Raw genomic sequence first — 14,486 nt, forward strand, 5'->3', positions numbered from 1 at the left:
GATCCGAGGAGTGCCTCAGGTCGCCCTGATCGGCGTGTGCGGACGTTCGCCAGGCCGGCACAGGTGCTGTCGATCTGGTCCGTAGCCTCCAGACGTGGTGCGTGGAGCGGTGTTCTTCGACATCGACGGGACCCTGGTACCGCGGACCAGCAGCGGGCAGCACCTGGCGGACCTGCTCGGTCATGCCGATGTGGTGCGCGAGGCGGAAGCGGGCTACGCCGCCGGGACGTTCAGCAACCGGGAGGTCTCCGTCCGCGACGCCCGCGGCTGGGCCGGTCACACCCCGGCGCAGGTGCACGGCTTCCTGGAGTCTCTGCCGCTGGTCGAGGGCATCGCCGAAACCGTGGCCTGGTGCCGAGACCACGACCTGGCCCCGGTCCTGACCACCCTCGCGTGGCAGCCGGTCGGGACCTACCTGTGTGAGCGGTTCGGCTTCACCCGCGCCAGCGGCCCTGTCCTGGCCGTGGTCGACGGGCGCTACAGCGGTGAGGTCGCCGAACACTTCGACGAGGAGGGGAAGCGGGACTTCGCCCTCACCGTGGCCGCCGAGCTCGGTGTGGCACCGGCGGGCTGTGCCGCCGTCGGTGACAGTCGCTCCGACCTGCCCCTGTTCGCCGCGGTCGGTCTGGCCATCGCCTTCAACGCCACCCCGGCCGCCTCCGCTGCCGCTCACGTGGAGGCCGAGGGAGGCGACCTGCGCGCCGTGGTACCGCTGCTGAGCACCTGGCTGGACGCCCCGCACCCGCCGCCACGGCGCTGAGCGTCCTCGACCAGTCCTGACCATCAGGTCGTCGACCGGCCGTGGCGGGTGGTCGTGGCGGGTGGTCGTGGCTGCGGCGTTGGAGTGGTGCCGCGTGGATCAGCGGCGTTCAGGGGTGGCGGTGCTGCACGATCGGCGCGGTCCACCGTGGGGTGCGGTGGACGGTGTCAGGTGCGGAGGTCGGCGTGCGCGTCGTGTTCGAGGGACGCATGCACGTCTCCTACAGCCAGGCCTACGTCTCCTCGGGGGACTCCTACGGCACCTACGACGGCGCGTTCGACGGGCAGGTCAACGGACTCATGGGAGCCGGTCTGCCCGGTGCGCTGACCATGATGGTCGGCGTGCACACCGGCGCCGTCGGTCTTCGTGTCCTGGTGACCGACCAGGCCCCGCCGATCGGTGAGGAGTGGGAGGACGCCGTCGAGGTCTCCTTCCACCCCGACGATCCGGACGTCAGCATCGCCGGGTGCCTCTCGGACGCGGTGTGCACCTTCCGCCTCGAGGAACCCGGCTACCGGGTGCGGCTGTGCGCCAAGGGCATGGACGCCGGCAGCGCCGCCGACGTGGTGATGGAGGACGAGCCGCTCCTGGACTCCTACGAACTCGTGTTCTGGCCCGCAGCGCCCGGTCCGGACGTGATCCTGCGGCAGGGCAGCGAGATCGCGGCCTACCGGCACACCACGCAGGACCCCGTGAAGGCCAGGGCGATGCACGTCCAGGCGGTGTGGGGAGACGACCCGCCCAGCGAGCGGCTCATCGACGTCTGGGGTGCGCCGTGGCTGGTCGAACGCGACCGGGACCTGGCTGAGGCTCTGGGCGCCGCGCAACCCGGGGTCCAGCGGGCCGTGGCGTACTGGGCCGCGCAGCGCGCGTGCCGCGAGGCGGGCCTGGACCGACTGGACTGGATCGCGGCCGGGCTGGCCGCCCTGCACCGGGACGAGGAGCTTCCCGCACCCTTCGACGAGCCTGCCGCGATGTACGCCCGGCTGGATGCTGACGATCGCGCTCCGCGGCGCACGGTCACCGCCCACGGTCACTCCGACACCGAGCAGAGCGGCCAGGCGCTCTTCACCCTCCTGCACGCCACGTGGGGTGGTGCTCTGGACGCGGCGGTGAGCACCTTGTCCGCCGCTCACAGCGTCTTCGGCGACGACCGCGTCGACGTCCTGGTCCGCGAGGCCGGGGAGGCGCTGCGCGCGCTGGAGGCGGAGTCCACGGCTCGTCACGGCCAGGACCCGGTTCCCGACCCCCGTGTGCCGGCCGGGGAGCTGGAGGAGGCGGAGGAGGCGGTGCCGGATGGTTTCGACCCCGAGCACTACTGGATGCACCGCTCGCTGTGGGAGGGGGAACTGCCCAGCCCCCGGCTGTTCGGGGTGCAGGCGTGGGCGTTGGGGAACGCCGACCGTGCCCTGGCCGAAGCGATCGCTTCGGCCGACCCCGAGGTGCAGCGCGCGGTGGCCCGCTGGGCGGCGCGTCTAGCGTGCGAGAACGCCGGGCTCACCGTTCTCCCGCAGGTGGTGGCTGCTCTGGACGCGGTCGATCGGAGCGGGGCGCTGCCGGCCCCCTTCGACCGCGAGGGCGGAGAGTGGGCGCTGATCGGGGACGACCCGCGCGTCAGCGACCACCTCGTCGTCGTCGACGGGATGGCCAACTGCTCCGGGTGGCACTTCACGCTGCCCGTCATCCGCCAAGCCGTCGACGACGATGCCCTCCGCGCGGCGACCGAGACGCTGTGGACGGCTGCCTTCACCGCTGGTGACGATGAGCGTGCAGGTGTCCTCGCTGCTGCCGCGGCCCGGTTCTTCCCGAGTTCGCCGCGCTGAGCCCTTCGCCACCGAGGACCGGTCCTCCGCTGCGGTGACATCCTCACCTCCCCCTCCTGATCCGTGATCTTGCGGGGATTCCCAGCGAGATCACGACACCGTGGTCTGGGCGTGCTGCGGACCGGTGAGGTGATCTGCCGGGTGGGAGACCTGGGGAACGCGGTGGCCGGCCCGACACCCGGGTGAGCGGCGGGGAGTGTCTCCGCGAGCGCCAGGGCGGATTCGCTAGCGTCGTCTCGTGATCCGACGTGGAGACGGTGAGCCCAGGGTGTCGCCGCTGGTGACGTTGACGGTGGTCCGCTGGGCGGCAGCGGTGGCGGGAGTCCTCCTCGTCGGGTTCGGCGCCGGCGCCTGCGTGCGGGGTGAGTGGGGGCAGGGGCTGCTCCCGCTGGTGGTCGGGATCGTCCTGCTGTCCCTGCCGTTGAAGCGTCGTCGGGTGCTGGCTTCCCTGCAGGCCGCGCAGCAGTGGTCGCCGCAGCGGGTCTCCGAGACCCTCGCCGCGGCCGGTGCGGGCAACGCTCCGCGGGTGGAGCAGGTGCGCGCGCTGCGCCGGGCCGACCCGCGGCTGGGGCTGGCCGACGCCGTGGGTCTGGTCCAGCGGGGCGCGCCGGTGGACGGGGCGGAGCGGTGAGGGTCGCGCGTCAGGATCCGGGGGCGAGCACCGACGGGGACCACCGCCCGCGGCGCCGGGCCCGGACGACGCTGCTGCTGGTGGCGGGGGTCGTCCTGACCGTCGCCGGGGTGGCCTTCCACGGTGTCGCGGCGGCCCACCGACCCTCCGGTCCCGGCGGCTCCGACACGTGGGACGTGCTGCTGAACCACGTCGCGCTGCGCTGGGGGGCGTACGGGGCCGTGGTCGGGGGTCTGTTCCTCGTGGTGCGCGGCGGGAACCGGCGACGTCCGCACTGAGCCGGGGCGTGCCCGGAACCGTCAGCGCCGCTCCCGCACCCCGGTGGGAGCCGCGTCGGGCGGGTCGAGGTACCTGAGCTCCCGCGCCACCCTCGTCTGCTTGACCGGCCTGGTGCGCGCCGGACGCAGCGCCCGGACGAGCCGCGCGACCCCGTCGGGCAACCACCGGGCGAACCCGCTCACCGCCACCACCGTCCGTCCACGAGCGACACGATGCTCTCCGCAGCGGCGCGCCGCACGCCCCCGACCTCGCCGCCGGCGACGGTGTGGATCATCCTGGGGGTTCACCGTTCGTCCCCTCGGCTCACAGGAGAGTCCTTCGTGAAGATCGCTGTCATCGGCACCGGCCAGTTCGCCCGGAGCTTCATCGCTCTGTGGCAGCTGCACCCCGACGTCGAAGAGGTGTGGGTCACCGACGTCGTGCCCGAGCGTGCGCAGCAGCACGTCGAGACCCACGGCCTCGCCGGGTCCTTCGAGAGCTTCGAGGACGCGCTGGCCTCCGACGTGGACGCCGTCGCCATCATGACCCAGCGCTGGTCGCACGGTCCCCTGGTCCGCCAGGCGCTGGCCGCCGGCAAGCACGTCTACTCCGCGGTGCCGATGGCGACGACCGTCGACGACGTCGAGGCCATCGTGGCCGCGGTCCGCGAGACGGGGCTCGTCTACATGATGGGCGAGACCAGCTACTACAACCCCGCCACCGTCTGGGCCCGCGAGCACATCGCGGCCGGTGAGTTCGGCCGGGTGTTCTACGGCGAGGGCGACTACGTCCACGACATGGACAACGGCTTCTACGCCGCCTACCAGTACAGCGGCGGGGAGGACTGGAAGGAGACGGCCAGCTACCCGCCCATGCTCTACCCGACCCACGCCATCGGCGGCGTGCTGGGCGCCTGGCCGACCCACGCCGTCAGCGTCAGCTGCACCGGCATCAGCGACACCCGCGACGACGGCGTCTTCGACAAGGCGGTCTCGCGCTGGGACAACGACTTCTCCAACATGTCGGCGCTCTTCACCCTCGCCGACGGCGGGGTCATGCGGACCAACGAGTTCCGTCGCGTCGGGTACTGGAACGGTCCGGAGTCGCGGTTCCGCTTCTACGGCACCGAACAGGTCATGGAGCAGTCCGTCACCAGCACCGTCGTCACCGTGAAGTCCGACGGCGAGGACTACCACAAGGGCAGCACCGTCGACATCAGCGACGAGCTGCGGGCCGGTGAGCACTCCGACGTCCCCGAGGACATGAGCGACATCGACCCGGCGCTGCTCAGCAGCTTCCGGTCCGGCACGGCGAAGGTGCACGACCGCAGCCGGCTGCCGAAGGAGTTCGAAGGGGCCCCCAACGGGCACGAGGGAGCCCACCACTTCCTGGCCGACGACTTCGTCGTGGCCGTCCGCGACCGCGTCCACCCGCCGGTCAACGCGTGGGTCGCGGCCCGGTTCACCCTCCCGGGGATCGTGGCCAACGAGTCGGCGAAGCAGGACGGCGCGCGCCTGCCCGTCCCGGACTTCGGCGACCCGGTCTGAGCGGTGCCACCTCCCACCCGGGCGCGCGTGCGTCCGGGTGGGAGGTGGCCGCACGATGCGTCAGGACGTCCCGAGCGCCTGTTCCAGCGCTCGCCGCGGGTCCCCGCTGTCGTCGCTGTCGTCGCTGTCCGCGGCGTCCACGGTGAGGGCGTTGAGGGTGAGGGTGAAGCGGGCGCCACCCCCGGCGGCGGGCTGGTAGGTGAGGTTCCCGCCGTTGGCGTTGGCCAGGGCGCGGGCGATGTAGAGACCCAGCCCGGTGCCCTTCTTGTCCACCGCGGCCCCGGTGGTGGCGCGGGCGAAGCGGTCGAAGAGGTGCGGCACGAAGGACTCGGGCACTCCCGCACCGGCGTCGACGACGTCGAGGGCGACGAGCTCGCCGCGGCGGCGGGCGACCAGGCGCACCGGCGTCGCGCCGTACTTGACGGCGTTGGAGACCAGGTTGGTCAGCACCTGCTCGAGGTGACCGCGGTCGGCGAGGACGGTGAGGTCCTGGACGCCGGTGCTGTCCACCGTCGACCCGTCGTGGCCCGAGCGGTCGAGGACGTCGGCGACCAGGCTCGGGACGTGGACGCGGGTGGTGCGGGGGTGGGTGCCCCGGCGTCGAGCTGCGCCATCGTGAGGATGTCCTCGAGCAGGTCGTTGGCCCACCGGCCGGCCTTCTGGATGCGGGTGAGGTACTGCCGCTTGTCGGCCTCGGGCAGCTCCTGCCAGTCGTCCAGCAGCAGTTCCGCGAACCCGATGGTCGTCGACAGCGGCTGGCGGAGGTCGTGGCTGAGGGTCGCCACGAGGTCGTCCTTGAGGCGGTTGGCCTCCTGCAGCTGCTCGTTGGAGGCGGCCAGGGCGCTCTGGGCGCGCAGGCGCTCGGAGAGGTCGCGCACCAGGGTCAGGGTGGCGTGCCCGCCCGCGTCGGGCAGCGGCACGGTCGTGACCTCCACCGGCACGACGGTCCCGTCGCCGCGGCGCAGGGCGGTGACCAGCGGCGTGGAGGCGCCGACCTGCCCGACGGTGGAGGCGCGGCGCGCGGTCCACGCGTCCTGCTCCGCCTCCGGCACCAGCAGCAGGGACGTCGGCAGGGCCAGCAGACCCGGGGTGCGGCGACCGGTCAGGCGCGCCATGGCGTCGTTGACGTAGGTGATCTGCTCGCCGTGCTCGACCAGGACGCCTTCCCCGAGGTCGCTCAGCGCCCGCAGCAGGCGGGTGGAGACGTCGCGCTGACGGCGCACGCTCTCCTCGGCCGCCGCCCGGTCGCTGACGTCGAGGAGCTGGCTGGCCAGGTACGCCGGCTGCCCCGCGGCGTCGCACACCACGACGGTCGAGGCCTGGGTGTGGACGGTGCGCCCGTCGCGGTGCAGGTAGCGGACCTCCCCGTCGACGGTCGCGGCGGGGATCGACGCGACGTCGCCACCGTGGGCCGCGGTGTCGGCGGCGCGGCGGGCGGTGTCGGCGATGAGGTCGCGCAGGACCCCACGGCGCACCTCGCGGTCCTCGGGGTGCAGGTGGGGGCTCCAGTCCTGACCCACGAGCTCCGCGGGGGTGCGACCGACCAGGGCGGCGGCGGCGGGGTTGACGCGCAGGACGGTGCCGTCGAGGGCCAGGTGGAGGTTGCCCACCATCGACGCCTCGAAGGCGGCCTGCAGCAGCGTGGCCTGCTCGTCGGCCCGGCTGCGGGCGGCTTCCAGCTCGCGACGCAGAGCGCGGTCGGCGCTGACGTCGGTCATGGCCACCACCGCCCCCAGGGCGCTGCCGTCGGCGCGGTGCATGCGCCGTCCCGAGCAGGTCACGGTGATCGCCGGGCGGCCGGTGGGCGCGACGACGATCTCGGCCGACCGCACGCCGCCGGTGCGCAGGACCTCGGCGAGGGGGACGTCCTCCGCCGCCAGGGGCGTGGTGCCGTCGCCGGTGAAGAGGTCGTAGCGCCCGGCGTGCTCGGCGGGGTCCAGGCCGGCGTCGGCGTCCAGGCCGTGCCAGGTCTGCGCGGCGCGGTTGAGCATCGTGAGGTGCCCGTCGGCGTCGGCGACGACGATGCCCACCTCGACGGACTCCAGGACGGCCTGGGCCAGTTCCCCGCGGGCCTCGGCCTCGGCGGTGGCGCGCACCGCCTCACGGCGGGCCTCCTCGGCCAGGGCACGCGCCTCCTCGGCCAGCGCGCGCTGGACGGCGGCCTCGGCGGCCAGCTCCCGGCTGGCGGCGGTGGAGAGGGTCATCCGTGCGAGCAGGACGTCCCGCTCGTCGCGGCCCATGGCCAGCGACAACCCCAGCACGGCCAGCATCACCACGTAGAGCTGCACCACGACGGCCCGGGTGGCGTCGTCGGCGATCATGGCGAACGGGCCGTTGCCGGCCAGGGTGAGGACGACCGCCACCACCCCCATGGCCAGGTCGTGGACCACGACGATGGTGGTGTCGAAGCGCAACGCCACCCAGGCCGAGAGGGCCACCAGTGGGAAGGCGATGGGCAGGCCGTCGTAGCGGCCGAAGATCAGCGCGTAGGCCACCGCCGAGCACGCCAGGGCGGCGGCCAGCTCCACCAGCTGCCACCCCCGCGGCCAGCGCACCTGGACCAGGACGCGCGGGGCGGCTCCCAGGGTGTCGTCCCGGGCGTCCCGGGCGTCGCGACGGGCGGTGAGCACGCAGCCGACGCGGAAGGCGACGGCCGTGACGAGCAGGACGCTGGCGGTGTTGCGGGTCATCCAGACCAGGGCCGTCAGCCACGACCAGTTCCCCGTCAGCAGCCACACCGACGTCGGGCCCAGCAGGGCTCCGGCCCCGGTGGCCAGCACCGCGGCGGCGAGCATGCGCATCAGCTGCGCGATGCCGGTGAGCGGCTCACGGCCCCCCGCGCCCCAGGCCTGCGGGCACCAGCGGGCGAACAGGACGGCGAAGGTGAGGACCTGGGCGAGGTTCGCGGCGACGAAGCACACCGCGAGCACCGGAGGGGCGCCGGTGAGGGTGTTCAGCACGAACGTCGTCACGGACAGCAGCGCGACGTCCAGCCCGCGGGTCCCGGCGCGCCGTTGGGCGCAGAACCAGGCCGCGGCCACCCCCGCGGCGGGCCACACCAGGCTCAGGCTGGTGCCGTCCATGAGGGTGAGGCGCCCCAGGAACACCGAGAAGCCGAACACGACCGCGAACGCGACGCTGCGCAGGACCGCCCCCGTCGTCAGCGGGACCCCGCTCGCGGCAGCTGCGCCCGAGCGGCGCGGTGCGACACGAGGGGTGGACACGGGGGCCTCCTGGCTGAGCGCGCCACGCAGCCGGGATGCCGGTGGCCCTCACCCCTTCGGCCTCCGCGCCCCTGGGCTGTAGGGGTGTCCGCCACCGGGTCCACCTCGACGGGGAGTGACGGAAAGTGACACCGGCTTCGGCCGCTACGAGCCGGCCGGAACTCCCGCGGTGTGGACGACGGTGGCGTTCCGCCCGTTCTGCTTGCCCCGGTAGAGCGCTTCGTCGGCGTGGGCGACGACGTCCTCGGCCAGCAGCCCGGGCTGCCACTGCGCGACGCCGACGGTGCAGGTCTGGCGTCGCGGGACCGCGGCGCGGATGCGGTCGGCCACCACCGCCGCGGCCTCCGCCGTGCAGCCGGGCAGGGCGACGACGAACTCCTCCCCGCCCCACCGGGCCAGGGTGTCGACCTCGCGCAGGCAGTCGCCGGCGGCGGCGGCGAACTCGCGCAGCAGGGCGTCCCCGCCGAGGTGGCCGTGGGTGTCGTTGTAGTCCTTGAAGTGGTCCAGGTCGATCAGCACCAGGCTCAACGGTTCACCGCTGCGGGCGGCGCGGGCGACCTCGGTGGTGATCGCCTCGTCCCAGCGGCGGCGGTTGGCCAGCCCCGTGAGGCTGTCGCGTTCCGCGGCCGAGGCCAGGCGCTGCACGAGGTCCGCGCGCTCCAGCGCGTGGGCCAGCTCCCCGGACAGGGTCTGCAGCACCGGCAGCACGTGCTCGGGCAGGTCCGCCAGCGGGGTCCGCCAGAACACCCCCAGGACACCCACGGTCCGCTGCCCGGACAGCACCACCGGGTACCAGAGCCCGGACACGACCCCGGTGGAGGCGACGACGCGCAGGGCGGTCCGGGGGTCACTGCCGACGTCGGCGACGAAGACCTGGGTGGCGGTGGCGAAGCAGGTCGCGGCCAGGGAGGACTCGGCGTCGCGGTAGAAGACGCCGCCGGCCCCCGCCCCTGCGCCGAGGGGCGAGCTGAGGTCGGAGGCGAAGCCCGAGGTGACGACGGCGCGCAACCCCGCGATCCCGTCCCGGGTGTCCGGGCGCAGCAGGTAGGCCGCGTCGGCGCCGGTGAGTTCCTGCAGCGACCGGCAGACGGACTCCTGCGGGTCGGCGGCGACGGCCAGGGCGCGGGAGGCGTCCGCGAGGGCCTGCACCCGTCGGCTGTGCCGGGCCAGCGCGGCGTGGGCCTCCTCGATGGTCGTGTGCGCGGCCGCCCGGTCCGCGTGGGCCGCGGCCAGGGCCTGCTCCCGTTCCCGGGCGTGGGTGACGTCGTTGACGGCGACCACCGCCCCCAGCGGGGTCCCGTCCATGCGGCGCATCGCCCGTCCCGAGCACACCAGGGTGCGGCGCGGCTGCCCCGGCGCGGCCAGGACGATCTCGGCGCCCTCGACCGCACCCTCGTGCAGGGCCCGCAGCCACGGCAGCTCACGGGTGCTCAGGGGGGTGGTCCCGTCGGCGGCGAAGAAGGTCGCGGGAGCTTCGGAGGGGGTCGCGGACCTGCCCTGCCACTGGCGCATGGCCCGGTTCAGGGAACCGACCTGCCCGTCGGCGTCGACGACGACGAGGCCGACCTCGATGGTCTCGGCGACGACCTCGCTGAGTTCCCAGCGCGCCTCGGACTCGTTCATCGCCAGCATGGCCAGCTCGCGGGCCTCCGCGGCCTGCTCGCGCTGCTCGAAGGCCTGGCGGCGTTCCTCCACGGCGCGCCGGGCCTGGCGGCGACGCTCGAAGAGGGCGACGAGGACCCCGGCGAGGTCGCGCAGGACGCCGAGCTGCTGCTCGCTGAGCCGGCCGGTGACGGTGTCGAAGACGCAGAGCGAGCCCAGGGCGTGACCGGCGGGGCTGACCAGCGGGGCGGAGGCGTAGAGGCGCACGTGCGCCATCCGCCCGTCCACCCACGGGTTGCGTGCGAACCGGGGGTCCTGGGAGGCGTCGGGGACGTGGACGACCTCGCCGGCCTCGAAGTGCAGGGCGCACATGGAGTCCGTGCGGGCGGAGTCCGCGCCGTCGAAGCCGACGGTGGTCAGCTGGCACTGGCGGTTCTCGTCGATGAGGTTGAGCGTGGCGTGCGGGACCCCGGCCACCAGCGCCGCCGCCCGGACCACGGCGGAGAGCTCGTCGTCGGCGGGGGCGTCGAGCAGGCCGTACTCGTGCAGGGCCGCCAGCCGCGCCGCCGCCGGCGCCGGGAGCGGGGTCGGACCCGTCGAGGCGGTCGGGAGGGCGAGGACGGGTCGGGGAAGCGCCGGGACGGCCTCGGACCGGGCGACGTCCTCCTGCACGCTCGCCTGCGCCAGGGCCAGCCAGTCTTCCCGGTTCACCCCCGACTCATCGGCCCCGGACGGTCCCGCCTTGATCGAGTCCCGGGCTCGGACCGGTCAGCCGAGGTGGCGCAGGGCCAGGACGACCACGACGGGGACGAGGAGCGGGAGCAGCATCAGCGCGACGAACGAGGCGCTGCCCCGGCGCCGCTGCCGGCGCGCGCTCACCGCGTCCTGCAGCGGAGCGACCACGGGGTCCACCGCACGGGCCGTGGTGGCGATCCACGCCGCCGCGACGACCAGACCGGGGACGAGCAGAGCCGCCGGCGGCAGGGTGACGCTGAGGAGCGGACCCGTCCAGACGTGGACGAGGGCGACGGCGAGCACGGCGGCGGTGACGAGCGTGCCCCAGCCGAACAGGGCGGGGCGGCGGGCCTGCACGACGGCGTCGAGCACTCGCGGGGCGACCAGCGCGATCAGCACGGGGGGCACGACCTGGAACTCCGTCAGCACCGCCGGCTCCCCGGACAGCAGAGCGGTACCGCCCTCGGCCACCCACAGCAGACCGGCCACACCCACGGCGTTGCGGGCCGTCTCCAGCCGCTGCGTGCTCCGCGTCGGTGCCGCCCCCTCCGGGGTGAGGGCTGCGGCGTAGTCCTGCGCGGTCCCGAAGGACCCGACCGGGTCCTCCCCGCTGCTGGTGAGGTGGTCGCGGACCTCGGCCAGGACCGCGCCGATGCGGTCCCCGGGGACGTCGCGCAGACGCAGGGCCAGGAGCAGGTCGTCGCAGTAGCGCTCCACCGCGCGAGCGTCCGGGGACACGTGAGCGGTGGTGTGGACGTCGGCGGCACGGGTGGGTTCGGTCATCGCTGCGCTCCTGCGTCGAGGTTCTGCGGGGTGTCCTGCGAGGTGGGCGGGGCGGGGTCGGGGACCGGTTCGTCGGCTTCGCCGACCAGTCCGCTGGTGAGGTGCGCGAAGTCGCGCCACCGGGCGCCCTCCCGGTGCAGGCGGTCGCGGCCCGCGGCGGTGACGGCGTACCACTTGCGGCCGGGGCCGGACTCACCCTCGCGCCAGGTGGTGTCCACCGCTCCGGTCTCCTCCAGGCGGGCCAGGAGGGGGTAGAGGGTGCCGCCCTTCACGGTGCCGAGGCCGAGGTCGTGCAGGTCGTTGGCGATGCGGTAGCCGTAGGTCTCCTCGCGGGCGATGACGGCGAGGACGGCGAGGTCCAGGACTCCGCGCAGCCACTGCGCCGGCCACGGCTGGGCGGGATCCTCCGGGGTGGTCACCAGAAGATCGTGACACTACCTAGCTCGGGAAGCAACCTACTTGGCGACCGGGTCCGGCGTAAGTGGATAGTGCTACTATCCGATAGTGCGAATATCCGTTCTTGCCGACCGAGCCGGCGTCCCGCTCTCCGCCGTCAAGTACTACCAACGGGAAGGGCTGCTGCCCGCGGGCGTCCGGACCGCACCGAACCAGGTGTCCTACGACGACTCCCACGTGCAGCGCGTCCGCCTGATCCGCGCGCTGCTCGAGACCGGCAACCTCTCCGTCGCCGCCACGAAGGACGTCATCACCGCCCTGGACACCGACTCCGCCCCCCTCGCCGAGACCTTCGGCGTCGCGCAGCACGCCATGAGCGGCCCCCGCACCCAGGACTCCGCCCCCAGCGACGACGCCCGGCGCGCCGTCGAAGCCGTCGTCGCCGCCCGCGGCTGGGCCGTCAGCGCCGACAACCCCGGCTACGACGCGGCCGCGCGCGCCCTCGACGGACTGCGCGCCATCGACTTCGACGCGCCCGACACCTACCTGCACGCCTACGCCGACGCCGCGGCCACCGCGGCCGAGGCCGACCTGCGGGCCCTGACCCACCGCGAGGGCCGCGACGCCGTCGCCGAGCTCATGGTCGTCGGGACCGTCCTCGGCGACCCGCTCCTCGCGGGCCTGCGCCGGCTCGCCCAGGAGAACGCCACCCACCACCTCTTCCCGGTCGCCGCACCAGGACCGGTCTCCCCCGAGCCCGACCCCGACCCCCTCACGGAACGAGCCACGCCATGACCGCATCGACCCACGTCGTCCTCGGCGGCAACGGCGTCGTCGGCCGCGAGACCCTTCGGGCCCTCGTCGCCGCCGGCCACACCCCGACGTCCGTCGGCCGGCACCCCACCAACGTGGACGGGGTCGTCCCGCTGGTCGCGGACCTCCTCGACCACGGCGACGTCCACCGGGCCCTGCGCGGCGCCGACGTCGCCTACCTCGTCGCGGGACTGCCCTACTCCTCCCGGGTCTGGGCCCGGCAGTGGCCCGTGATCCTGGACAACGTCGCCGCCGCCGCCGAGCAGGGCACCCACCTCGTCTACCTCGACAACGTCTACGCCTACGGCCCCGTCGACGGCCCCATGACCGAGGACACCCCCGTCCGACCCGGCGGCAGGAAGGGCCGGGTGCGCGCCGCCGCGCTGGACCTGCTCGCCCGGGCCGCCGCCCGCGGCGTCGACGTCACCGTCGGCCGCAGCGCCGACTTCTACGGTCCCGGCGCCACGACGAGCGTCTTCAACGGCTTCGTCCTCGACAAGGTCGCCGCCGGCCGCAGGAGCACCTGGCTCTACGACGCCGACCAGCCCCACTCCCTGACCTACACCCCCGACATCGGCCGGGCCCTCACCGTCCTCGGCACCGACGACCGGGCCCGGGGACGCACCTGGCACCTGCCCACCGCCCCCGCCCTCACCGGCCGGCAGTACGTCCGGACGGCCGTCGACGTCGCGGCGGGCACGACCGCGCCGGCCGACGTCCCCCTGGGGGTCATGAGCTCCACCACCATGCGGATCGGGGCCCTCGTCAACACCGCCGCCCGAGAGACCCTGGAACTCAGCTACCAGTACCGCGCCCCCTACGTCTTCGACTCGACGGCCTACGAGACGACGTTCGGCGTCTCCCCCACCCCCGTCGTGGACGGCATCACCGCGAGCCTCGACGCGGTCCGACCGCGGACGGCGTCGCTGTCGTGACCACCTGGCGCCGCGCCCACGCGTGGCACCCCCCGCTGATGACCGTCGCCGCGCTCATGGGCGTCTGCGCGCTCGTCAGCGCGGTCGGACTCGTCGTCGACCCGCGCGAGATCCTCGGCGCCCCGGCCTGGGCGAAACCGCTGAAGTTCTCGCTCTCGATCCTGCTCTACACGCTCACCTGGGCCTGGCTCATCGCCCACCTGCCCCGGTGGCGCTCGCTGACCCGCGCCCTCGGCACGGTCATCGCCGTCACCCTCGTCGTCGAGCAGGTGCTCATCGTCTGGGCCGCCGCGACCGGCACCACCAGCCACTTCAACGTCAGCAACGGCCTGCACGCCACCGTCTGGGCGGTGATGGCCGTCTCGATCACCGTCATGTACCTCGCCACGTTCGTGACCTCCGCGGCCGTCTTCCTCGTCCGCTTCGAGGACCCGGCCCTGACCCTCGCGCTGCGGGGCGGGGTGCTCGTCGCGCTCGTCGGCATCGGGGTCGCCTTCCTCATGACCGCCCCGACGCCGGCGCAGCTCAGCGCCCCGACCGGGATCATCGGGGCCCACGCCGTCGGCGTGCCCGACGGCGGACCCGGCCTCCCGCTGCTGGGGTGGAGCACGAACGGCGGTGACTTCCGGGTCGCCCACTTCGTCGGGATCCACGCCCTGCAGGTCCTCCCGCTGCTCGCCCTCCTGACCCGCGCCGCGGGCCGGCGCCTGACCCGGCCGGACTCGCCCACCACGCGGCGGCACCTGAGCCTCACCGCGGCCGTGGTCTACGCCGCCGCCACGGTCCTCCTCACCGTCCAGGCGTGGCGGGGGCAGTCCGTCGTCCACCCCACGGGGGTGGTCCTGGTCCTCGGGTGCGGACTCGCCCTGGCCGCGGTCGTCACCACGACCGTCCTCGTGGTCCGCCGGCCCCACCCCGCTCTCCTCCCCGCGCCGCGGCCCGCGCGGCGCGCGGCCACCCCGGGGCCGACGTGATCGCG

General features: G+C 74.3%; 14 protein-coding genes. 8 read left to right on the forward strand and 6 right to left on the reverse strand.

The window, feature by feature from the left end; all coding sequences use genetic code 11:
• Positions 1-94 precede the first annotated feature (94 nt).
• The 4 genes from SJY07_RS13115 (at position 95) to SJY07_RS13130 (ending at position 3,492) form a co-directional block, all read left to right on the forward strand.
• Positions 95-760: an HAD family hydrolase gene (locus SJY07_RS13115; protein ID WP_380159685.1), complete on the forward strand. Its 666-nt coding sequence runs from the start codon at positions 95-97 to the stop codon at positions 758-760.
• A gap of 185 nt (positions 761-945) precedes the next feature.
• Complete coding sequence (locus SJY07_RS13120; RefSeq protein WP_380159687.1) at positions 946-2,583, forward strand: hypothetical protein; 1,638 nt, start codon at positions 946-948, stop codon at positions 2,581-2,583.
• Positions 2,584-2,821: 238 nt separating this feature from the next.
• Positions 2,822-3,214 (forward strand): hypothetical protein, encoded by a 393-nt coding sequence (locus tag SJY07_RS13125; RefSeq protein WP_328293796.1) that lies wholly within the window; start codon positions 2,822-2,824, stop codon positions 3,212-3,214.
• Entirely contained in the window at positions 3,211-3,492 is a 282-nt protein-coding gene (locus tag SJY07_RS13130; RefSeq protein WP_380159689.1) for a hypothetical protein, read from the forward strand. The genes SJY07_RS13125 and SJY07_RS13130 overlap by 4 nt, the downstream gene beginning before the upstream one ends.
• 21 nt (positions 3,493-3,513) lie before the next feature.
• Here the strand turns inward: SJY07_RS13130 and SJY07_RS13135 are convergent, their stop codons facing one another.
• Complete coding sequence (locus SJY07_RS13135; protein ID WP_328293794.1) at positions 3,514-3,675, reverse strand: hypothetical protein; 162 nt, start codon at positions 3,673-3,675, stop codon at positions 3,514-3,516.
• A gap of 138 nt (positions 3,676-3,813) precedes the next feature.
• Between SJY07_RS13135 and SJY07_RS13140 the strand changes: the two genes are divergently transcribed.
• Entirely contained in the window at positions 3,814-5,019 is a 1,206-nt protein-coding gene (locus tag SJY07_RS13140; protein WP_328293793.1) for a Gfo/Idh/MocA family oxidoreductase, read from the forward strand.
• Positions 5,020-5,079: 60 nt separating this feature from the next.
• On the opposite strand, the gene SJY07_RS13145 is transcribed toward SJY07_RS13140, so the two are convergent.
• From SJY07_RS13145 to SJY07_RS13165, 5 genes are all read right to left on the reverse strand, one after another.
• On the reverse strand, positions 5,080-5,529 hold the full coding sequence (locus SJY07_RS13145; protein WP_380159692.1) for a sensor histidine kinase: 450 nt from the start codon (positions 5,527-5,529) through the stop codon (positions 5,080-5,082).
• On the reverse strand, positions 5,463-8,243 hold the full coding sequence (locus tag SJY07_RS13150) for a PAS domain S-box protein (protein WP_380159694.1): 2,781 nt from the start codon (positions 8,241-8,243) through the stop codon (positions 5,463-5,465). Before SJY07_RS13150 ends, SJY07_RS13145 begins: the two co-directional genes overlap by 67 nt.
• Positions 8,244-8,387: 144 nt before the next feature.
• Entirely contained in the window at positions 8,388-10,556 is a 2,169-nt protein-coding gene (locus SJY07_RS13155) for a diguanylate cyclase domain-containing protein (protein WP_380159696.1), read from the reverse strand.
• A 57-nt stretch (positions 10,557-10,613) separates the two neighbouring features.
• Positions 10,614-11,363, reverse strand: coding sequence for a hypothetical protein (locus tag SJY07_RS13160; RefSeq protein WP_380159698.1), 750 nt, complete (start codon positions 11,361-11,363; stop codon positions 10,614-10,616).
• Entirely contained in the window at positions 11,360-11,782 is a 423-nt protein-coding gene (locus SJY07_RS13165; protein ID WP_380159700.1) for a PadR family transcriptional regulator, read from the reverse strand. Before SJY07_RS13165 ends, SJY07_RS13160 begins: the two co-directional genes overlap by 4 nt.
• Before the next feature lie 85 nt (positions 11,783-11,867).
• On the opposite strand from SJY07_RS13165, the gene SJY07_RS13170 reads away from it, so the two are divergent.
• The 3 genes from SJY07_RS13170 to SJY07_RS13180 are packed head-to-tail and all read left to right on the forward strand — an operon-like array spanning position 11,868 to position 14,481.
• Positions 11,868-12,554, forward strand: a complete 687-nt coding sequence (locus tag SJY07_RS13170) for a MerR family transcriptional regulator (RefSeq protein WP_380159702.1) — start codon at positions 11,868-11,870, stop codon at positions 12,552-12,554.
• On the forward strand, positions 12,551-13,507 hold the full coding sequence (locus tag SJY07_RS13175) for an NAD-dependent epimerase/dehydratase family protein (RefSeq protein WP_380159704.1): 957 nt from the start codon (positions 12,551-12,553) through the stop codon (positions 13,505-13,507). The genes SJY07_RS13170 and SJY07_RS13175 overlap by 4 nt, the downstream gene beginning before the upstream one ends.
• Positions 13,504-14,481 carry a hypothetical protein gene (locus SJY07_RS13180; RefSeq protein WP_380159706.1) on the forward strand — a complete coding sequence of 326 codons (978 nt, stop codon included), beginning with the start codon at positions 13,504-13,506 and terminating at the stop codon, positions 14,479-14,481. The genes SJY07_RS13175 and SJY07_RS13180 overlap by 4 nt, the downstream gene beginning before the upstream one ends.
• The last annotated feature ends 5 nt before the right edge of the window (positions 14,482-14,486 follow it).

It is taken from the genome of Kineococcus sp. R86509, from assembly GCF_042466365.1.
Taxonomy (GTDB): domain Bacteria; phylum Actinomycetota; class Actinomycetes; order Actinomycetales; family Kineococcaceae; genus Kineococcus.

Excerpts from the sequence above, each read along its gene's own strand:
- SJY07_RS13175 (WP_380159704.1), top strand. The coding sequence starts at position 12,551 with ATGACCGCATCGACCCACGTCGTCCTCGGCGGCAACGGCGTCGTCGGC.
- SJY07_RS13160 (WP_380159698.1), bottom strand. The coding sequence starts at position 11,363 with ATGACCGAACCCACCCGTGCCGCCGACGTCCACACCACCGCTCACGTG.